The sequence below is a fragment of the Brevinematia bacterium genome, assembly GCA_039630355.1.
Lineage (GTDB): Bacteria > Spirochaetota > Brevinematia > DTOW01 > DTOW01 > SKYB106.
Genome location: JBCNVF010000014.1, coordinates 1 through 20,786, shown reverse-complemented (window position 1 = coordinate 20,786; position 20,786 = coordinate 1). Strand labels below are relative to the sequence as shown.

Annotated in this window: 15 protein-coding genes; 9 read left to right on the top strand and 6 right to left on the bottom strand. The window is 36.3% G+C overall.

Annotated features, from left to right (window positions below; all coding sequences use genetic code 11):
• Window position 1: 1 nt before the first annotated feature.
• Window positions 2-1,810 carry an adenylate/guanylate cyclase domain-containing protein gene (locus ABDH28_01100; GenBank protein MEN2997628.1) on the bottom strand — a complete coding sequence of 603 codons (1,809 nt, stop codon included), beginning with the start codon at window positions 1,808-1,810 and terminating at the stop codon, window positions 2-4.
• Window positions 1,811-2,109: 299 nt separating this feature from the next.
• Between ABDH28_01100 and ABDH28_01095 the strand changes: the two genes are divergently transcribed.
• Both ABDH28_01095 and ABDH28_01090 read left to right on the top strand, forming a co-directional pair.
• The gene (locus ABDH28_01095; protein MEN2997627.1) at window positions 2,110-3,618 is read left to right on the top strand and encodes an HD domain-containing protein; all 1,509 of its coding nucleotides are present in this window, start codon (window positions 2,110-2,112) and stop codon (window positions 3,616-3,618) included.
• A gap of 87 nt (window positions 3,619-3,705) precedes the next feature.
• Window positions 3,706-5,817 (top strand): phospholipase D-like domain-containing protein, encoded by a 2,112-nt coding sequence (locus ABDH28_01090; GenBank protein ID MEN2997626.1) that lies wholly within the window; start codon window positions 3,706-3,708, stop codon window positions 5,815-5,817.
• Between the two features lie 8 nt (window positions 5,818-5,825).
• Here the strand turns inward: ABDH28_01090 and ABDH28_01085 are convergent, their stop codons facing one another.
• Window positions 5,826-7,400, bottom strand: a complete 1,575-nt coding sequence (locus ABDH28_01085; GenBank protein ID MEN2997625.1) for a methyl-accepting chemotaxis protein — start codon at window positions 7,398-7,400, stop codon at window positions 5,826-5,828.
• A gap of 430 nt (window positions 7,401-7,830) precedes the next feature.
• On the opposite strand from ABDH28_01085, the gene flgG reads away from it, so the two are divergent.
• Window positions 7,831-8,625, top strand: coding sequence for a flagellar basal-body rod protein FlgG (gene flgG / locus ABDH28_01080; protein ID MEN2997624.1), 795 nt, complete (start codon window positions 7,831-7,833; stop codon window positions 8,623-8,625).
• A 3-nt stretch (window positions 8,626-8,628) separates the two neighbouring features.
• Window positions 8,629-9,582 carry a M23 family metallopeptidase gene (locus ABDH28_01075; GenBank protein ID MEN2997623.1) on the top strand — a complete coding sequence of 318 codons (954 nt, stop codon included), beginning with the start codon at window positions 8,629-8,631 and terminating at the stop codon, window positions 9,580-9,582.
• Between the two features lie 79 nt (window positions 9,583-9,661).
• Here the strand turns inward: ABDH28_01075 and ABDH28_01070 are convergent, their stop codons facing one another.
• Together ABDH28_01070 and ABDH28_01065 are read right to left on the bottom strand one after the other, a co-directional pair.
• A complete protein-coding gene (locus ABDH28_01070; protein MEN2997622.1) occupies window positions 9,662-10,828 on the bottom strand; it encodes a PilZ domain-containing protein in 1,167 nt (388 codons plus the stop codon).
• A complete protein-coding gene (locus ABDH28_01065) occupies window positions 10,828-12,834 on the bottom strand; it encodes a DHH family phosphoesterase (protein MEN2997621.1) in 2,007 nt (668 codons plus the stop codon). The genes ABDH28_01070 and ABDH28_01065 overlap by 1 nt, the downstream gene beginning before the upstream one ends.
• 295 nt (window positions 12,835-13,129) lie before the next feature.
• Between ABDH28_01065 and alaS the strand changes: the two genes are divergently transcribed.
• Window positions 13,130-15,754, top strand: coding sequence for an alanine--tRNA ligase (gene alaS / locus ABDH28_01060; GenBank protein ID MEN2997620.1), 2,625 nt, complete (start codon window positions 13,130-13,132; stop codon window positions 15,752-15,754).
• Between the two features lie 88 nt (window positions 15,755-15,842).
• Window positions 15,843-16,775, top strand: a complete 933-nt coding sequence (locus ABDH28_01055) for a hypothetical protein (protein ID MEN2997619.1) — start codon at window positions 15,843-15,845, stop codon at window positions 16,773-16,775.
• Window positions 16,776-16,827: 52 nt separating this feature from the next.
• On the opposite strand, the gene ABDH28_01050 is transcribed toward ABDH28_01055, so the two are convergent.
• Entirely contained in the window at window positions 16,828-18,165 is a 1,338-nt protein-coding gene (locus ABDH28_01050; protein MEN2997618.1) for a pitrilysin family protein, read from the bottom strand.
• Window positions 18,166-18,529: 364 nt separating this feature from the next.
• Between ABDH28_01050 and ABDH28_01045 the strand changes: the two genes are divergently transcribed.
• From ABDH28_01045 to tmk, 3 genes are read left to right on the top strand one after another with little or no spacing between them, the layout of a single operon-like run.
• Complete coding sequence (locus tag ABDH28_01045) at window positions 18,530-19,729, top strand: OmpA family protein (GenBank protein ID MEN2997617.1); 1,200 nt, start codon at window positions 18,530-18,532, stop codon at window positions 19,727-19,729.
• Between the two features lies 1 nt (window position 19,730).
• Window positions 19,731-19,973, top strand: a complete 243-nt coding sequence (locus ABDH28_01040; protein ID MEN2997616.1) for a metal-sensitive transcriptional regulator — start codon at window positions 19,731-19,733, stop codon at window positions 19,971-19,973.
• A 1-nt stretch (window position 19,974) separates the two neighbouring features.
• Window positions 19,975-20,601, top strand: a complete 627-nt coding sequence (gene tmk, locus ABDH28_01035; protein MEN2997615.1) for a dTMP kinase — start codon at window positions 19,975-19,977, stop codon at window positions 20,599-20,601.
• Here the strand turns inward: tmk and ABDH28_01030 are convergent.
• Window positions 20,598-20,786 (bottom strand): CoA-binding protein (locus ABDH28_01030; GenBank protein MEN2997614.1); only part of this gene is annotated, 189 nt, incomplete at its 5' end. The genes tmk and ABDH28_01030 overlap by 4 nt on opposite strands.

The window sequence follows — 20,786 nt, the reverse complement described above, 5'->3', positions numbered from 1 at the left end:
ACTAACTTACTATCCTATACACTTTGAAAGATTGTTCCTTACCCTTAAGGACTACGGGTGGAAGTTCTTGGTAGTCAAAATTTTTACTAGATGCTTCAACTATGTCCTTTGAAGCTACTATTTCCATAGGCTTTGCTATGGAGCATAATCTAGAGCAAGTATTAACAGCATCGCCTATACAGGCAAAATCCATTCTAAATTCTGAGCCAACGTTCCCCACAACTACATCCCCTATGTGCACTCCTATCCCAACCTCAAACACTGGCAACCCTTTCTTTTTCCTCTCTTCATTTAAACCTTGAATAGATTTTATTATTTCAATCGCTACTTTTATTGCAGTATCCGCTCTTTTCTCACCACCAAAGTGTGCCATTATCTGATCACCTACAATGTCATCTATATCTCCCTTGTATTTCCTCACTACTTTTGATTGAACATCTAAATAAGTGTTAAGAACATCAACAACCACTTCTGGTGGATTTTTCTCAGAGAACGAAGTAAAACCTCTTACATCACTAAAGAGAAACGCTAGATTCTTTCTGCCAACCTTGCCAAGAGCCAGAGCTTTATCCTTCTTGTCTTTTATCATACTCACAGTACTTCTAGAAACAAACTTTTCTAGATGGTATCTAGATACTATTTCATCAAGCATATAGTTGAAAACATCAGCAAGTCTCCCTATTTCGTCATTGGACCTTATCTCTACCTTTGCAGATAAATTTCCTTCACTTACTTCCATACCCCATTTTTCAAGCTTCTTCACATTCTCAACATATACCTTTGACACTAGAAATATAAAAAGTATGCTTAGAAGATATACACCCAAAAAGATAATAACCAGATTTCCAAGATTTTTGTTTATCTCTTCCGACAGTTTAGTTATATTGAAGACCACAATGTTAGAACCTATAAATCTACTTTTCTCACCGTACTCTCTGATCCTAAGAAAGTTCTTGAATATTCTGTCATAAGCATTCTTAACCAAAGTCAAATTTTGTTCACTTATTCCTCTCTCTATCTTTTTCTTCTCACCAACTAGCCACTTCTCATTTAATAAGTGTCTATCACCTTTGGAAACTACGAGATTGTCCGTATCCGCAAGATATCTATAAAGGTCCAAAAACAGATAGTCAACATCCTTATAGCCTTCACTATTCCTCAGAAAGTCCTTATACTTATTCACCATCACTTTACATATCTCTTCTCTCTCTTGTCCGCTTACTCCAACTTCATAGATCTTTTTGTAAATTTTGTCAAAGTCTTGGTTCACACTAACTAAAAGCCCAGAGTTCTGCTGTATCTGCAGTGCTATCACTCTACATTCGTATATATTCGTCTTTCCTTGGAAGATGTTAGTTACAACTACACTTGCAACCCTGCTTCTTCCCTCTGCCAGTAAGGAATTTATCAATTTTCTTGAAATAACTCTATCTCCCTTAGAGAGCACCACTTTCCCACTTCTGTCAACTAGAATTACTTCCAAAACATCTTCATTTAAGTTCATAAAGTTTTCAATGTTTGACTCCACAAAACGCCTTTGGCTTTCAATATCAAGTTTAGAGCGATCAAGACTCTTCTCCAAAAGAATCTCCGAAACGTTACCTACCACCTTGCTAAGGTTGTCTACACTTCTCATCTTTTCGTTTAGAAGCAGAGAATATTGGTAGAAATAAGTTATAAGTAAGAAGATTCCTAGACACACAAGAAATATCAAACTAAACCCTAAGATTAACTTAGCTCTTATACCAAATATTACCCTCCTACCATAGTTGCCAACTACCTTGTCAATAATCTTAAATTTTTTTAACATCCCCGTAATCCCCACCTTGCTTTTTTCAAACTAAAGTATACTTTCTAGAAATAGGTTTTTCAACTCCAGATTTCCTAATCTAGTACACCACTTTCCTTTTCCCTTTTATTCACAGGACAAAATAAGATTATACCTCACCCAAATCAACAAAGGTCTCAATAAATTCCAAAACTTAACAATTAGGCATAGTTTTTCTCTTACTTTTCTTGAAGTCCTATTGCGACTAAATAAACACTGGAGGTTATTGTTACAGTATTTATACTTTTGATTTAGGTTATATTTATAATGATAGAGGCTTTATGGAAAAGGTGGACAAGTTTAAAGAAGTGGAAGGCACTATTATTGAAGACCCTATATTTATCTCAAAAGTGCTTATGGAAGCTGGACACGAGTGCTATGCGGTAGGTGGAATAGTGAGAGATCTAGTTTTATACAAAAGGATTCCTGAAGAATCGGATTGGGATTTTGCTACCTCCGCTACACCAAGGGAAGTTATCAAAGCTTTCTCAAAGAGGGGAATAAAAGTAGCACCAACAGGTATAAAACATGGCACTGTCTCAGTAATATACAAAGGTAAGGAGTATCAAATAACAACTTACAGGGTAGATAAGGATTATTCGGACTTTAGACATCCTTCGGAAGTTGTATTTGCGAAGAGTATAAAGGAGGATCTGGCTAGAAGAGACTTCACTATAAATGCAATGGCTTTAAATCTTGTGACTGGAGAATTTGTTGACGAATTTGGGGGACTTGAAGACATTAAAAACGGCATAATAAGGTGTGTAGGGGATCCTATAGTAAGATTTAGAGAAGATGCTCTTAGGATGCTTAGGGCTTGTAGGTTTGCATCAAAGCTTCATTTTAGAATAGATGACTTGACCCTAGAAGCAATTCGTGAAAACGCAGAAAACATAACAAAAATCTCCGCTGAAAGAATAAGAGATGAGATAATAAAAATGATGCTATCACGAAAACCTTCAATAGGGATAGAGTATATGAGAAAAACGGGACTTTTAAGGTATATACTACCCGAACTACAAGATTGCTATGGGGTATCTCAGAACATTTATCACAAGTATGATGTTTACTATCACTCACTTATAACAGCTGATACCGTGTCCTTTCTTGCTGAAAAAATCAATGATACCAAGAGAATGTATAGGTTAAAACTTGCAGGATTACTTCACGACATAGCCAAACCTATTACAAAGCAGGAGGTATCAGAAAATGGTGTTGATCTCTCAACTTTCTATAACCATGAGGTTATCGGCGCAGGGATTGCCAAAAAGATCCTCAGGAGACTCAGATTTAGCAATGAGGATATAGACTACATAGTAAGATTGGTCAGACACCATATGTTTTATTACACGGACGAATGGACTGATAGCGCAGTGAGAAGATTTATGAGAAATGTAGGGCTTGACTTAATAGAGGACCTTTTTATACTCAGGGAAGCAGACAGAATAGGTAGCGGTAAGAGGGTTGCTGGTAGCACTTCAATCCAGAAACTTAAAGAGAGAATACTAAGGATAATTGAAGAAGAAAACGCAATCACCGTTAAGGATCTAAGAGTCAACGGATACGATATAATGGAAACTCTCAATATTCCTCAGGGGCCTATGGTTGGTAAAATCCTCAACACTTTGCTCCAAATCGTTCTAGAAGACCCAACTAAGAACAAGAAAGAAATCTTACTAGATATGGCTAAGAAAATATATGAAGAAGAAACAACAAAACCAAACTCCATAACACCTGACAAAAGTCTTGCAGTAGCCGTCAAAACCGACGATCCTACTAAAAACACTTAACAGAATCTAAAAGTGATCTACCACCCTTAGTAACGAATAAATAGAAGTTAGCTTCAACACTAGATCCAAGTTTTGGAGTATAAACTTATGGCAAGAACCCTGTGTTTCTCCTTCATATTTACCTTTCTGATAGACAGTTACATATTTCCGCAGATCTTGAGCTTTTTCAATACCCCAGAGTTTGGAGATAAGCTAAAAGACATAATTATAGCCTACATCAACTACTCACAGGAAAGTATTTCAATTAGTGCTTACTCATTTGACGATCCAGACATAGCAAACGCTCTTTTAAACGCTGGTCAACGAGGAGTGAAAATTAGAATGGTCATTGATAGCGATAACTGGAATTCACTAATTGACATTCTTGACTCCCACCAAAATATAGAAATATTCAATGACCTAAAACTTAAGGGGAAAAAAGCAAACGCACGACAGCATCATAGTAAATTCATTGTTATAGACTATGGCTCTATAACCTCACCTGTAAGAAACACCATCATAACAGGTTCTTTCAACTTCACAGTAAATAGTAGCCTTATGCAGTATAACAACATCATCGTTGTAGAAAATAACATAGATGTAGCCAACATGTACATTCAAGAATTTAACGAAGAATGGGGAAGTAGTAGCTTTCAGTTTAATCCTGAAGCAAGTAGATTCGGCAAACAGAAAACAGATCCCCCTCCATACCTACACTCATCAGGAAACATAGAAGTCTACTTCTCATACTCACCGGAAAACAAGATAAAAGATAGAATTATACAACTGCTCTCAAGTGCTACTAATATCTTTTTCTGCATTTACTCATTTTCAACCAACTCAGAGATATTCGGAACAGTTTACGAACTTACCGACATTAAGGATATCTTTGGCGTCTTTGATGAAAGTCAGACTGGACAGTTTTCAGCATTCCACTACTTAATAGATAAGAAGCCCGAAAATTTTGTAGTTGATAGCGAACACAAAATTCTACACAACAAATACATCATACTAAACTATGATGAGAACCATCCCGAAAACGCAATAGTCATAACCGGCTCCTATAACTTTTCCAGAAACGCCGAAGAAAACAACGAAGAAAATGTAATAATAATAAAAAATTCTCCCGAAATAGCCAAAAAATTTATGAAAGATTTCCTATACCACTTCACTAGAAGCGGAAAGACTATTCCTACTCTATCAATCCCCTCATTTCTCAAAACAAACATAGTTTGTCTGCAAAACTCAACCAACACCCTATTAGGTAAGAACTTACATAAGATCGTATCCATATTTATCTCAAACGAATCAGTATATCTGCCAGTCACTATAGTATCAAATCTGACAAACAGAATAGTTTTTTCTGTTCCACAAGTAGATGGAAACTTCAGTGTGATATCACTGCTCATAAATGGAGAAACAGAAGTAACACCAGTAAACCTGACTATTCTTCCAAGATCAAAACAATTTTTACTTGTAAACAAAGGAAAAAACTTCATAAGAATAGATGAACCCGTTGAAATAAGACTCTATTCTCATGAAGCTCTATCAACACCATACGTGAAGATACAAGCGGATAATAAGACAAAATTTGTTCTCCTAAAAGACGAAGGAGAATGTTATTCATCTACCATATTCCTAGATACCTTTTTGGAAAAAGTGAGCAATAATACGCCAATAGTGTTTAGCTACAGTAACATATCTTTGACAAACTACGTTGTCTTACCTTCGTTCTCTTACATAATAATCAAACCTAGAAAAGTTTACAGGAATTCATATTCAAGCATTAAAGTAGAGGTTAGATCTGTGTTTGATAGAAGGATTAGAATTTCTGCAGATGGCAACATACCATTAGTTATCTCTGAAGACGGAACTGTATCATTTTTTGTCAAAAACGAGGAAAAGGTAAAAATTTTCCTTAGCATAGAGGATGAACTTGGTAACTCATCTTCAGAGTATATTGAACTTGAAACCTACGGATCTGACAATATAGTGGTATATCCAACCGTTGTAAACAAAGGTGAGAAGATATTCGTAGATGGCGAATTTGAAAAAGTTGAGATATTCAACAAAACTTATGATATCGTTAGCTTCTCCTCTGGAGAAGATGAAATCGGAAGAAGGTATATAGTCCCTACGGTGTCTAAACCCTCAGAACTACTTTTCTTAATTTTTCATGCCAACAACAAGAAAATCATCAGAAAGGTTATAGTAAGATAGTAGTGTTTTCACTTCGTCAAATTCTCTACAAACACCATTGTTGATTTTATACTTTCAACTATGGATTTTACGGAGTTTTCCACCGAATTACTAGCAACCAGTATATCGTCAGAGTACTTTCTCAGTTTCTTGTAATTTAGAAGAATATCCTCCCCCCTTTTACTTATCTCCATTGAAAACTCTGGAATCATAAACATCATCTTATCTATTTCCTCTATCCCCTTTCTAATGTTCTCCGCTGTGGTTGAGAGATTTTCAAACTTTTCAAGAATCATAGAAATACCCTTTGATATATTCTTTAAACCAGTTTCCATCTCTACAAAAGACATGACTAGAGTTTTCACCATATGTTCGCTAAACTCCGCTTTAGAATCAAGCTCGGTTATTAACCGTTTTGTCGTTTCAACATTTGAGTATATCAGGTCAGAAAACTTCTTAGCCTGTTGAGATAATTTAGAAAACACCTCACCCTTACTACCAAGTTTTGAAGCTTCTACACTTATGTTTATGGAAAGTATTGAAGAATGTTCAGATATCTCACCAAATACCTTCAGGTTATCAGTAAGGTTTCTAGCAGTAGCTCTGAGTTCTCTTATTGACTTAGACGCATTCATAACTGCTCTCTCACTATCAAGTGCAACTTTGACTAAAGACATAACGTTTGTATTCGTTTCCGAAAGAGCTTGTCTTGTATTCATAAGCTCGGAAAAATCTCTAGCAAAATTTTCAGAAAGAGCCGGTAAATCTTTTACCATTTTTTCTACTCTGTTCTGATAATCCTTTATTGTCCTCTGAATGAACTCAACTATAGGACTTAATTCCATAACACTTGATATTAACTCTTTTACAAATTCCTGCACTTTGTTCTTTTCTATTTTGTCTACACTAAGCTCTAATGACGAATAACAATCCTTCAACTTTAAGACGATTTCTTCCATTCTAGATGTAAAATCTTTGATTTTATTACTTTTCTCAAGCACAACTGCAGTAACATCATTGCTTAGAGTATCTATAGTTCTAGTGTAGCTAAGAAGCACAACTAAATATGAAGCTACTGAGGACAATATAATCGGCAACCCAACTATCACCTGAAGATACGCTATATTGAGCAAACTTAATGTACTAACCACTCCTATACCCGTAGATATGACAACGGAAATAGTAATAACAGCCTTCTTTATCTCAACTATAACATCTGACCTTAAAGAGGCATAGTAGACAGTATAGAGAACCAGATACACAATTCCTAAAGGCAAGAATACATTCATTTTCAAGATAGTTTCTGCAATTCCTACTAATGTGAAGGATATTGTAGCTAAAAGATCTACCGCAACTAACTTATTTTTTTGCAAAACGTTCGCAAGAAGAGTTGTGAAAGAGAAGTAGATAACTAGAAGGTATTTGACAAACTCTATTGGTATCAAAGTCATAGGTATTGTTATCACCGAAACAGCAAAAAGGTATCTAATAAAGTTTAGAAGAATATTTTGGAAACCTTTCAGCTTTCTGATAATTCTAATGGAATAGTAACCTGCGAGTATAAACCACAGATACACAATACCCATCACAATCAGTACTTCCATAACCAGAATATTATATCTATTTCTCTTTTAACATCAACTAAAAATAAACAAGCTTCAATAAATTCTAAAATTTAACAGTTAGGCATAGTTTTTCTTTTATTTTTTTCGCAGTCACTATCAGGATTGAGTGAACACCTCTCCCAAAAACACCTAAGAGACTTAGTGTGAAATGAAATTCTGAGATCAAACGAGCACCATCTGGAATCAAAGTGAGTAAGTAAAAAGCTTGGAGTCTTGGTTAGTCATCCAGTGGAAATTGGAATTTATTGAAACAAGCTTAGCTAGGAGATTAACTAAAGTAACCCTAAAGCCAAGATACTGAATGAAACCTTCACCTTTATATTCTTTTTCCAAGCGGAAATTTTGGTTTTTACTTGAGAAAGCTAGCTTTGTTACGAAAATTAGCTTAGGTATAAATTGGAGGAGTAGGATGGTTAGATCTCTATGGACTGGAGCTTCTGGGATGATAGGAGGACAGTTTAATATTGATGTTATAGCCAACAATCTTGCAAACATAAACACAACAGGGTTTAAAAGAAGCAGAGCTGAGTTTGAGGAACTACTGTATCAGACTCAGAGGATGGCAGGAACCCCCTCTTCGGAACTTACTATATATCCTGTACCAATCCAAGTTGGTTTAGGAGTAAAACCTTCTGCTACATTTAAGTTTCACACCCAAGGAGCACTCCAGAATACGGGAAATAAGCTGGATATAGCAATCGCCGGAGAGGGGTATTTCAGAGTTGTTATGCCAGACGGTAGCTATGCCTACACTCGTGATGGTTCACTGAAGATTGACTCAAATGGCGAATTATTGACTTCAAATGGTTACAGATTTGAACCACAAATAATCTTCCCAGAAGGATTTAGATTTGAGAGCATAAAGATACTAGACAACGGAATGGTATACGCAAAAGTTTTGGACTCAGAAGAAGAGATAGAAGTTGGACAAATAAAACTTTACAGATTCACTAACCCTGCAGGACTTGACAGTATAGGCGAGAATTTATTTAAAGAAACCCCAGCCTCAGGTCCAGCTTACGAAGGGATTCCTTCAAAAGATGGTTTTGGTAAATTGCACCAAGGCTTTCTTGAAATGTCAAACGTCAACGCAGTAAGAGAATTTGTGGACATGATAGTAGCCCAGAGAGCTTACGAATTTAACTCAAAAAGCATTCAAACCACCGATAGTATGCTGGCAACCGCTATTAACCTAAAAAGATAGCTTATGAGCATAAGAGAACAACTAGTAGTAATAAACTCAACTGTCAATAGAAGAAAGAGACTAAGATTCCTTAGAGAATCATTGGAAGAAAAAAGTCTAAGTTCGGTTCTACTGATAGTATCTCTCATATTTATCACAATAAGTGTATATACAATCACATCCCAAATTTTAGTTTTCAGCAACAGTAGCTTAGAAAAATTAATTATGGAAATCTCCTGGAGATATGTAAACCCAACAGATGAGCCAATAATCCTCAAGGAATATACAATCAAGAAAGGTGATACCCTTTACTCTATATCAAAGAATATAGGCGCTTCCATAAGCACTTTAGTTTCTTTGAATAGGCTATCATCCCAATCTCTTTTGCCCGGAAAGAAGCTTCTATTTTCAGAAAAGGATGTGGTAAGACACACTGGCAGTAAATTTTCAGTTTTTGATGTTGGTAGAAAATACAAAGTGCACCCATACGAAGTATTTGTAGCAAACGGCTATAGGTTAACTTTTGAAAATGAATGCCTAGTTCCGGGAGTACAACTTAGTTGGAACCAGATAAGAGAAATACTAGGTATAGGCTTTCTTAAGCCATTACTTGGGAGATTTACATCAGGATTTGGCTACAGGAGACATCCCATCTTAAAGGTAAGAAAATTTCACTCGGGGTTGGACATATCTGCTCCCTATGGCTCAAAAGTCAAAGCATCAATGTCTGGAATTGTTCAAAAGACAGGATATGACGAAGATGGATATGGATATTACATTGTCATAAAACACCAAGATAATACAAAAACCTTATACGGTCATCTGTCGGAAATACTTGTTAATGAAGGACAGAAGGTAAGTAGAGGCCAGGTAATAGGCAAAGTCGGAACCACAGGCATGACTACAGGCCCTCATCTGCACTTTGAAGTGATAAAAAATAACAGAAAGGTAAACCCGAGAAAGTATATCATCAGGTAACTTTTGTGATCTCAACCTTATCCAATAACTTCAGCTACCCATCCATTAGCTTGTAATAACACCAAAAATGGAATAAGATCTACCTTGTAGTAAAACTGAGAATATATTCCTGATCCTCAGCAGATACGAAAGTAAACATAACAGCAACCCAAAGTTTCTTGCTAGTCTTAGTAGTATCTATCCTTAAAATCTTCCCAGTAACTTGAATATCCCGCCCCTCAATATTTGTAAATATCCTCACAGAATCACCAACTCTTAGAAGTTTTCCAACAATACTGTCAACCTCAAATCTAACCCCACCCGCACTTATGTCTATCACCGGGAAAAGCATTTCAGTAGTATTCTTTACAGAGTTTATCTTATTCTTTATGTAAGCCTCAGATATGATACTTCCCAATGCATCAATATATAGTGCATCCTTGACCGAGAAAACCTTCTGAGAAGATTTACAAAAGATAAAACCTATTACTTCGTTTAGGACCCTTATAGGCACACATATAAAACTTTTTACATTTTGTGACAAAAACGATGCTCTAAGCTTCTTTATCTGCTCCAAAACCTTAGTTTCATCCCAGGACATTTTCCTCATATAATCCCCATAAGTAGTTATGTTAAATCCCTCATATCTCACTATATAGCTTTCTAGGTTTGAAGTATCCTCAACCAAAAGAGGACTTTTAAAATGCATACTTACAACAGCAGAAGAAGGTAAACTCATCCCCCTCTTATAAAAAACAAAATCATATTTCTCAGATATTTTCTCTATTTCCCGAATCACCATGGACACAATCTTCTTCATATCTGGTAAATCCTTCTCAAGCTCTCGCCTAATACCTACCAGATTTTCTGGTATCTCTTCCATACTAGCAACAGATGGATAATCTAACTGCTTTATAAAAGATACTCCTAAGTAGAGTTTACCATAAACATTTTTCCTAGGAAACTTTCTCTTAGTCCAAATGCTTATCCTAGTTGGTAACATCAACAGAAGAATGTTCTCTCTTTTGTTCAATATCTCTGTCTTTATATGGTAAATCTTATTCTCAAGTGCTATTTCTAGCTCTATCGTTGGCTCTGTAATAGTCAAGGGCTCCTTACAGTATATCTCAAAACTATATTCACCCACATATCTCACCGAACTTTTAGTCTTGACATTTTTATAGATTGTATCAATCGCAAGATTTATACTTCTAACTCTCTTCAGAAAAGAGATTATTTTCTGAGTTTCAAAGATCTCTTCTTCCATTACTTGATCTCCAAAATTTTCGGACAAAACAGCTCCTGCTGAAGTTCATTGTCAAATCTAAACTCGTAAGAGTAGAGTATTCTGACACTTTTTGACAACGATGACCTTACCTTTTCTTCATTGCAAACTGTGGTAAACCATAAATCACCTATTTTAACGCTATACGAGTCAGGTAAGAAATCTTTCTTATAGTCAAGCAATACCACCTCATCTTCAAACACAGGCCTAAGTTCTTCATTTAATGGTTCTACTAAGTAGAAAAGACGAGCGTAGTTTCTGTGAAAGTCTAAAATTCTTATCCTCATAATGGGTAATACCTGCTCGTAGAACTTTGTATAGTCAATAGCGAGGAAATCTCTAATAAAATCATCAATCTTTTCTTTAGATATTACAAATCCCACCGCACTCTTATGACCAGCAAAGCTTTTGAAATAGTGTGATAACGACTTCATAATAGAGAAGACATCTCCCTTTCTGAATCTAGCTGACCCGAAAAAGTCATCCCCATTACCTCCATTACTCATAACAACCACTGGGAAATTAACCTTACTTGAAATTTTCGTAGAAATAAGACTTATTACCCCTCTTTCAAGAGAAGGTTCAACAAAAACACTCTCTTTTCCAATCTTTTCGGAAATAGAAGAAATAAACCTAGTTGCAATCTCTTTTCTCTTGAAGTCCAGTTTCTCTAACTCCCCGAAAAGCTTTTTTATTTCCTTCAAGTCCTTCTCTAAGAGCAATTCTACTACTTTACCCGCTCTACCCATCCTCCCAGCAGAATTTACAAACGGAATCACTTTCATCACAAGATCATTGACGCTCACCCTATCCTTGCCAACTCTACAAGACACAATAAAACGAACACTGTCAACGTCAACCTTACTTATTCTCTCAGTAGCCTCTCTCACAAAAAATTTGTTGTACGAAAGGAACGGCATACTATCCGAAAGAACCGTCAAACCTACCAGAGGAAGATACCTATCAAGATACTTTTTTATCTCAGTCTTCCCTAGAATATGCATAAGAAAAAGCACTTTGGTCAAAACCTCTGGAAGTCCACAGAAATCCGCTACTCTAAACTTATTACACAAAGCACTAAAATCCTGTTTACCCAGACCAAGACCTTTGGCAATACAGTTAATCAAAAAGTGCTTACCAACAAAGCTATGTAGGTTAGGAATAAGTGCAGAAACCGACTTTAAGTGTTCAGCATCAATAAATACAAAATTCTCCTTCTCCCTAGAAGAGATGAGATTAGAAATTTCATTCATACCCACCGTAGTCACTTTGGATACAAAGTCTTCAATCTCCAACAGTAGAAACTCGGAGGTGTCAGAAAAAAAGAATATTGAGTTTAGCCTGATACCTTTGTAAAAGTATAGTATCAGCAAGCCTAACACTAGGAAAAATACAACCCCAGCTCCAGAAAGGTAAACACCAACCCCCTCCATCTTTGGATTGATTACAGAAAAAGCAAATTTTAAAATTCCATCTTCGTAAGGCTGATGATGATCGGTAATTATCATATCAACACCTAACTCTGAAGCTCTCTTTGCAGCATCCAATGCAGATATTCCGTTATCCACCGTGATTATCAAAGATACCCTATCCCTATAGCTCTCAACACACTCTGGAACTATACCATAGACTTCATTCTCTTCAGGAACTTCGTAAAACACCTCTGACGATGAGTTAAAATGCAACTTGAACTCATCTAAAAAGTTTTTAAGTATAAAAGTCCCAATAATTCCATCAGCATCCCTATCACCAAATATCAGTATATTCTCATTGTTACTAAGGGCCTTAATTATCCTATCACAACTTTTAAACATATCTCTAAAAAGAAAGGGTGAAAACATTGAAGATATACTGGGATTTAAGGTATAAAAAAGCTCTTCATCGTTTAAAAAGCTAAAAATCTTATCAAGCAAATCCTCAGCTTCCTTAGCTTCCTTACTACGTAGATTTGCTTCATTTATGAAGTCCTGCAGTATCTTCTTGCGCATACTCTGATGAATTATAAATAACTACTCCATGAAAATTCTCCAAGAGCTTAAAGTTTCTACCATAGGCTACCAAAACAGAAAGTGCTATACCACACTAGCTTTTTAAGCATTTCCGTTCATCGGCGTTCTGCTACCACCCCTTGCATCATTAGAAAAAGGTTCAACAATTCTAAAAACACCAAAGTCATAATCTGAACCAAATTACTAACGATCATCCGAAAAATCTTAAGCCTTATTGAACACTTTCACTCTAGATTGAAATAGATTATTACCATTAATTATATTTCATCTCGGTATGAAGAGCTTGTCAAGCACTGAAATAAGAAAAGTATTTTTGGAATTTTTTGAAAGCAAAGGACACAAAGTAGTTGAGAGCAGTCCACTTATACCTGCAGATGATCCTACGCTTCTATTTACCACAGCAGGTATGGTTCAATTCAAACCATACTTTCTAAGAGAGAAAATGCCACCTTTTAGCAGAGCAACATCGGTTCAGAAATGTCTTAGAGCTGGTGGGAAAGCTAGCGATCTTGAAAATGTTGGTAAAACCCCTAGACATCACACCTTCTTTGAAATGCTTGGTAACTTCTCCTTTGGCGATTATTTCAAGAAAGAGGCAATAGAATTTGCATGGGAGTTTGTGACACAGGTGGTTGAGATTGACAAAGACCTTCTCTATGTAAGTATCTATAAAGACGATAATGAGGCATTTGAGATATGGAACAAGCGTATAGGAATTGATTCTAGTAGAATTGTAAGATTTGGCGAGAAGGATAACTTCTGGGGACCACCAGGGGACGAAGGTCCTTGCGGACCTTGCTCCGAAATCTACATTGACCTTAGAGATAGGTGGGGATACGATAAAGATAGCTGTAGATCTCCCGAGAACTGCGAAGGATTTCTGGAATTCTGGAACCTTGTCTTTATGCAATACTACCAAGACAGAAGTGGTAATAGAACCGAGCTAGAGTTTAAGGGAATAGACACAGGAATGGGACTGGAAAGATTAGCTATGATATTACAAGAGAAAAAGAGTGTTTACGAAACTGATATCTTCAAACCTATAATAAAAAAGATATGCGAAGAAACCAATAAGAAGTATGAGAAGGACAACATTTTCGCAATAAACGTAATAGCAGATCACGCAAGAGCAATAACTTTTGTAGGAGCAGAAGGAATATATCCATCAAACGAAGGCAGAGGATATGTCATAAGAAGGATCCTGAGAAGGGCACTAAGGTATGCAAGTAAAATAGGAATAGAACAACCTATAGTTTATAAGGTCATTGATGGGGTTGTTGAAGCTATGGGCAAAACTTACCCTGAGATAATAGACAAAAAGGAAGCAGTGAAGAAAGTAATAAAACTTGAAGAAGAAAGATACTTCAAAAACCTAAGTAAGGGTGTCAAATACCTTTCGGAAATCATTGTAAAGGTAAGAGAGCTTGGAAGAGATGTTTTACCTGGAGAGGAAGTTTTCAAGTTATATGACTCAATGGGAATACCTCTAGATGTAATTGAAGATGTTTGCGAGGACGAAAGAATTAGAATTGACTGGGCAAAATTCAATGAACTTATGGAAGAACAAAGACAAAGAGGTAAACTTAGCTGGAAGAAGGAAGAAAAATTTGATTTCTCACCTATTGTTAAGCAGGAAACAGTAACAAAGTATGTTGGAGAAGATTACTTTGAATACGAATCTAGAATAAAGGGAATCTACGTAAGGGAAGGCGAGAGCTTCTCCAAAAGGGAACTGCTTAGCGAGGGTGAGATTGGAGTTTTAATTTCCGAAGAAACTCCGTTTTATGGAGAAGGAGGCGGTCAAGTAGGTGATATAGGGATGATCTTCTCTGATGAGAATACTATCTTCGTTCTGGATACTCTTAAAGAGAATGATGTCTACCTACACATAGTCAGAGTTAGCAAGGGTAGCTTCAAGGTAGGTGATAAAATTAAGATGACAGTAGATGTAAACAGAAAACAAAGCATTGCTAAACATCATACTGCTACCCATATACTTCATTTCTCGCTAAGAAAGATACTTGGTGATCATGTAGCTCAAGCTGGTTCGTTGGTTGAACCTAATAGGTTAAGGTTTGACTTTTCGCATTACTCTGGCCTTACACCAGAGGATATAAAAAAAGTTGAGGATGAGGCAAACGAGATTGTTCTCAGGAACATAGAAGTTGTGAAGAAGTATTTACCGAAAAGTGAAGCGCTAAAAAGTGGAGCTCTTGCGTTTTTTGGAGATAAATACGGAGATATTGTCAGAGTTGTTGAGATACCAGGCTTTTCAAAAGAGTTTTGTGGAGGAACACATGTAAACAGAACTGGTGATATAGGACTGATAAAGATAATAGACGAAAAAGCAATAGCTTCAGGTGTAAGGAGAATAGAGGCAGTTGCAGGTAAATCTTCATTGGAAGAGTTCAGAAAGTATTACGAAGTTGCTGAAGCTGTTTCTAAACAACTTGGGGTTAGGGTGGAAAATATACCTCAGAGAGTGGAAGGTTTAATAAAAAGAATAAAAGAGTTAGAAAGATCAAAGATTCATTCTGGAAAGCAAATAGCCTTAGAAGACCTCAGCAGAGATATTGAGGAAATAGGGAAATATAAACTTGTTTTTCAACACTTTGGTGATGCTGACGCTAGTTCTTTAGGAGCAGTTGTGGATAAGGTTAAGGAAAAAATTGAAAACGTTGTGATATTTCTATCTGCTGAAAGTGAAAAGAATATCAGTTTTGTTTGTGGAACAAACGTCAACGAATTGGATCTGAGAAATATAGTGAAGGAACTAGAAAAAGTTGGAGTGAGAGGTGGTGGAAGAAAGGACTTCATAAGAGGCGGAATAGCAAAGGAAAGTAACCTTGCGGAAATCAAAAACGAGGTTATCAGACTTCTAACAAACTATTACAGTTAACCAGTTGATAAAACGAAAGCGAAAATTCGGTGGCAGTTTGATGAGTTTTAGAAGTTTTTAGGGTTATCCGAAAATTTTCTTAAGCACTATGCCAAACTTCGTTGATGTGACAAACAGAGTTGACAAACAGCATTTAAAAAAGTACTCCCTCACCATAGCATACATCGGCAGAAAGAGCTTATACGCATTTAGAAACAGAGTGAATGACATTGTTTCTTTCTTCGGAAGCATATCTAATATAGAGATAATGTATGTAGATACTTCTACAACTGAAATCTCGGATGTCAGTGACATTCTTAACAAAGCGAGAATCATAATACCTAGCGATAACATATCAATAGTTGAGGCAGTGAACACTGCAATATCATCTGCCAGTGCACCGCTTGTTTTGGTAATGAGTGTAAATTACAGACCTTCTGTGGTGAACACTAAAGGTATAAGAGGTTTGTTCTCATCTGAACCAACACTTCTCTGTATTACTCCCACAATATCCTACCAAGGCAAAAGAATCAGAGAGACAGTCAAACTAGGAGTTATGAAAGATAGACTTGAATGGGTTATCTTAGAGAATGCTAAAAATCCAGCAAGTCTAACTCCCAACAATTTTCTTGGCATATACAACAAGAATCTTTTTAACTCAATAGGAGGGTTTCTACCAGAACTGCCTACTGCTATTTCACTTGTTGAGTTCGGAATAAGAGCATGGAGCAGTGGGTGCATAATAGTATCCGCTGAGGAAAGAGATTTTGTGGTTGATAAAATAGCCGATCTTGAAATCTCAACAAGCGTATCCGAGCCTGAAAAGTCCGAACCAACCTTTAAGTATTTCCTCTCAAAAAAACCCCTGTGGACAATATTTAAGGACATTGCTTCTATCCCCCTGTTTATGCTAACCTTCAGGTTCAAAGAGGTTTCAAAAGTCTTCCGGGAGCTCAAAGTCTATCTGAAAAACAAAAACAAAATCTTTATCTTTGTTCCAGAACTAGAGAAAATAGCGTCCATCATAAGTTATTACGAGTAACTATGCGTATCTAGACTCCTAGGCTTACTCTCACTTTGCGAGAAAAAGCAACTTATGAACTTTCAAGAGATCCTATTATCAGATTATTCTCGGAAAAGTATTTCTCAAAAGCTTTAATAATATCCTCTTTGGTTATCTCATCAACAATGGTCATAAATTTTTCTAATTCTTTGTAGTTTCCTAACACAACCTCACTCCAGCCTAGTGAAGATGCGATGCCATGGTTTTTTTCAAACTCATACACCATACGAGCCTTTATCTTCTTCTTTGCAGTAATTATCTCATCATCAGTTATTCCTCCTTTGACTGCTAAGTTGAGTGACTCCAGAAGTTCCTTTTTCGCTCTCTCTACTTCAACATCAGGATTTAGGACAAGAAAAAAGTATGTTAGGAAAGGATACTTACCCATCATTGTTCCACCATTCACACTAGATGCAAGTTTTTTATTAACCACGAGATCTTTATACAGTTTCGACTTCCTACCATCTGCAAGGATGTACGAAAGAACTTCAAACGTTACAGCTTCCTTCGGTGAAGCTCTATAAGACTGTGTCCTAAAACCGACAATGACAGATTTAGAATTAGCATCCTTTCTTATTGTTTTGAACTCTACCTTGCCACTTCCAAACTCATCTACTTTTTCAACCTCGGCTTCTTTTTGCGAAAAGTTCTTAGAGGACTCATTAAAGATCTCACGAATCTCTTTTTTCAGTATATCCTTCTCAATGTTACCAACAACAATTAATACTGCATTCTTTGGTGAGTAAAAAGTGTTATAGAAACTGATTAAGTCTTGCAACGTCAGGTTTCTTATATCTTCCTCCCAGCCTATTACAGGACGACGGTAGCTTATCTTTCTAAAAGAATTACCAAGGAAATCCTCAAAAAATTGCCCAAATGGATCATCCTCATACCTCATCCTTCTTTCCTCTAGAATGACCTTTTTCTCGCTCTGAAATTCCCTTTCGTCAAACACAACATCAAACATTATCTCCTTAAGCATACGCAAGATCCTAACAGTATGCTTTGAAGGGATATCAACGTAGTACATCGTGTAGTCCCACGAAGTAGCTGCATTATCTTCGCCTCCTAATGATCTTATTATTCTTGAAAACTCACCAGGCTTTAGATTTTTTGTCCCCTTAAAAGCCATATGCTCAAGAAAGTGTGCTATTCCAGACTTACCATCTACTTCTAACCCTGCTCCAACCTTATACCACAATTGGATGGAAACAACAGGCAATACATCCCTCTTCACAAGTATAACCTTCAAACCATTGTCTAAATAAAACTCCTCTAAATCTAGTCCCATAGGCCCGTCTCCAAAGACATAAACTGCTAATAAGGAAAGCAAAACCAAAGTTAAAACTAAAGTCTTAACAAACTTCATAACACCTATTCCGCTATTCGTATAATAAGCAAAATGCCCTCTGTCTTACAAATAAAAGCTTAAAGGGTTAATAAAGTCTAAAATTCACAATTGGGTGTAGTCTTCCTCTCTCAAGAGTATGAGAGAATATTTTCTCAAAATTCTTCGTCATTTTCATCAATAGAAAACTCAACCTAAGATAACATTCCAAATTGGAAAATATTACCCAGAACCAGTATGGTAAATAGGTAGGAAACTGAGAACTTTATCAGCTCATCCAATAGAAATTAAGACCTATAATCCAAAGTTCCTTGCAAAATAGAAATTGAAATCCCACCGATGTGAGAATTATCATTCTTGCTGAATGAAAGGGTTATTGTTCTTTATGAAAAAAGAACCTATCATTATTTTTGTTTTCCTTCTGTTTCCAGTCTTCTGCATACATGGATGGGAATTTAGTTGGAAACTTAGCACTAACGAGATACTTAGGGTGAAAAGTTTTGTAAAGCAAAATATATATACAAACAACTCCTTCGTTAAGTATGTAGAAATACTTAATAAGGCATCAATTGATGTTAAAAGTGAGTCTATCTCTGGAGGAAAGAGGTACTACGGTATAGAAGGGAAATTCTACGTTTTTTCTAAGGACTATTTGTATGATAGAGAATTCAAGCTAGAAGAGACTTTTTTGAGTAAATATCTCCTTGAGGAAAGTGGAAGGATGGTGATTTCTAAAGAGCATCTAATGCCTGTGACTAGAGATGTGCCGGTTTTCGTGAAGAGAAACATAGATCTCGGAGAGGAGTGGACATACCAAGGAAAAGAAGTTCATAAGATAGGATTTGCGGAGATATATGACGTTGTTGAAGTTACATTCAAGGTTCATTACAAATTCTCCGAGATTACCAACATTGACAACTACCAAGTAGCCGTGCTAGATATAAAATACGGTTTTGCAAATGCATTTGATAGAGCAAAAGTTGTAAGATACCTTGCTGGCTCATCAGAAACCAAGTATTATTGGAATATCTCTGAGGGTAAACCCTTGTTTATGAGAGAAAGTTACTTCTTCAACGCTATATACAACAATGGAGTATCAGTGGTATATTCAGGGACCTCTGAGGGAACACTTGAAGTTATAAGAAAACTGGAAAGAGAAAAAGAGAAAGAAATACTTTCAAGTTTGACGAATGTTTTTAAGAATCAGGAGAGTGTAGAGATAACAAAGGGTGAAAGTGAAATAAATGTGTCGGTGCAAGATATCGTGTTTGACTTTAACAGCTATAAAGTCAAACAGGAATTTGTATCGGTATTATCTAACTTTGCTATCAGCTTGAAAAATTATAAGGAGTTGGATATCATTGTTGAGGGACACACGGATGATATAGGTAGTGAGAAGTATAACCTAGAACTTTCTGAAGCTAGGGCTAGAGAGGTAGCAAAGATTCTGGTAGAGCTTGGTGTAGATCCCAGTAAGGTATCTTATATAGGCTACGGCGAGAAAAAACCTAAGGTCCCGAATAATTCACCAGAAAACCGTGCTAAAAACAGGCGTGTTGAAATAAAGTTAATATGGGGGAAGTAGTATGGACGATGTGAAAAAAAATCTGATATTCAGGCTAAACAGGGTAAAAGGGCAAATTGACGGTATTATCAGAATGATAGAAGAAGGTGATGACTGTCAGTCGGTTTTTCAGCAGTTTAAGGCTGCTTACAATGCCCTTAAGAGCGCCGGTGTGGATTTTGTCGTAGACAACATAAACAGGTGCCTGAGCGTTGAAGATAAAAAAAGAGTGGAGAAGCTACTAAAAAGGGTTTTGGAAGATTAAAATGGTTATAGTCTTTGAAGGAATAGACGGAAGTGGTAAAACTACGATCTCAAATATGATTTTTAACGAAATCAGTCAAGTGTTTCCAGGAGAAGTATTTTGGTTTTCAGAACCAAGTCCCACTGAACTAGGAAAACATCTAAAGGATATTCTAACCCTTGAAAGATTTAAACTTAGTATACCCGAACAGCTACTTCTTTTCACAGCAGATAGGATGTGGTTACTAAGAAACTATGTAATTCCATACAGCAGGGAAAATAAAATAATACTTATGGATAGATCTTTTGTCTCAACTTATGCATACCAGGTGATGAATGTTGAGGATGAAGAAACTTGCAGAATACTTGTTGATCTTACAGAACATTCTATTAGAGATTTCTACATAGACATTCTATTCTACCTTGATTGCCCCTCCGAAATATCTTTGGGCAGGATAAAGGTCAAAGATGGTATTGAGAGCAGAGGAGTAGATTTTATTGAGAAGGTTAGAAGAAATTACTTAGCTTTTCTACAAACCCCTCACGAACATATAAGAAAAGTTGTAGTTATAAATGCAACTGAAGATCTAGAAAATGTTTATCAGAAAGTTAGAGGTGTGATATTGGATCACATTGGATATATAACCTAAAACTTCTCACTCTGTTTAGGCTTGAACCTTTTTAGATTTTGGTGTTCTATCTTTATGCACCTGTTCTGAATGAAAAAGATGTCATTTGCTTTTGCGATGTTTTTGGCATTTTCATTTGTAATTCCTAGCTGTAACCATATACACTTTGGCTTTATCCTTACTGCTTCTTCCACTATAGGAAGCAC

Bases quoted from the DNA above. Each gene is read 5' to 3' on its own strand.
- ABDH28_01100 (MEN2997628.1), bottom strand. From the start codon at position 1,810: ATGTTAAAAAAATTTAAGATTATTGACAAGGTAGTTGGCAACTATGGT.
- ABDH28_01095 (MEN2997627.1), top strand. From the start codon at position 2,110: ATGGAAAAGGTGGACAAGTTTAAAGAAGTGGAAGGCACTATTATTGAA.
- ABDH28_01090 (MEN2997626.1), top strand. From the start codon at position 3,706: ATGGCAAGAACCCTGTGTTTCTCCTTCATATTTACCTTTCTGATAGAC.
- ABDH28_01085 (MEN2997625.1), bottom strand. From the start codon at position 7,400: ATGGAAGTACTGATTGTGATGGGTATTGTGTATCTGTGGTTTATACTC.
- flgG (MEN2997624.1), top strand. From the start codon at position 7,831: ATGGTTAGATCTCTATGGACTGGAGCTTCTGGGATGATAGGAGGACAG.
- ABDH28_01075 (MEN2997623.1), top strand. From the start codon at position 8,629: ATGAGCATAAGAGAACAACTAGTAGTAATAAACTCAACTGTCAATAGA.
- ABDH28_01070 (MEN2997622.1), bottom strand. From the start codon at position 10,828: ATGGAAGAAGAGATCTTTGAAACTCAGAAAATAATCTCTTTTCTGAAG.
- ABDH28_01065 (MEN2997621.1), bottom strand. From the start codon at position 12,834: ATGCGCAAGAAGATACTGCAGGACTTCATAAATGAAGCAAATCTACGT.
- alaS (MEN2997620.1), top strand. From the start codon at position 13,130: ATGAAGAGCTTGTCAAGCACTGAAATAAGAAAAGTATTTTTGGAATTT.
- ABDH28_01055 (MEN2997619.1), top strand. From the start codon at position 15,843: ATGCCAAACTTCGTTGATGTGACAAACAGAGTTGACAAACAGCATTTA.
- ABDH28_01050 (MEN2997618.1), bottom strand. From the start codon at position 18,165: ATGAAGTTTGTTAAGACTTTAGTTTTAACTTTGGTTTTGCTTTCCTTA.
- ABDH28_01045 (MEN2997617.1), top strand. From the start codon at position 18,530: ATGAAAAAAGAACCTATCATTATTTTTGTTTTCCTTCTGTTTCCAGTC.
- ABDH28_01040 (MEN2997616.1), top strand. From the start codon at position 19,731: ATGGACGATGTGAAAAAAAATCTGATATTCAGGCTAAACAGGGTAAAA.
- tmk (MEN2997615.1), top strand. From the start codon at position 19,975: ATGGTTATAGTCTTTGAAGGAATAGACGGAAGTGGTAAAACTACGATC.